Source organism: Pseudomonas juntendi (genome assembly GCF_009932375.1).
Taxonomy (GTDB): domain Bacteria; phylum Pseudomonadota; class Gammaproteobacteria; order Pseudomonadales; family Pseudomonadaceae; genus Aquipseudomonas; species Aquipseudomonas juntendi.
In genome coordinates this window covers 1-220 of sequence record NZ_BLJG01000560.1, presented here as the reverse complement: position 1 = coordinate 220, position 220 = coordinate 1, and the positions used below count along the sequence as shown (strand labels likewise).

The 220-nt window shown below is 61.4% G+C and carries 1 protein-coding gene; it reads right to left on the bottom strand.

All coding sequences use genetic code 11. From position 1 onward, the window contains the following. A partial coding sequence (locus tag GYA94_RS27260) for a DegT/DnrJ/EryC1/StrS family aminotransferase (RefSeq protein ID WP_174824230.1) occupies positions 1-220 on the bottom strand: 220 nt, incomplete at both ends.

Genomic DNA, 220 nt, shown 5'->3' with positions numbered 1-220 from the left:
CAGGCCAGCGGCGACCAGGCCTGCCACGTGGGCCATGTCGACGAACAGCAGTGCACCCACTTTGTCGGCGATGTCGCGGAAGCGCGGGAATTCCAGGGTCTTGGAGTAGGCCGAGAAACCGGCAACGATCATTTTCGGCTTGTGCTCGACGGCCAGGCGCTCGACTTCGTCGTAGTCGATCAGGCCAGTATTGGTGTCGATGCCGTATTGCACAGCGTTG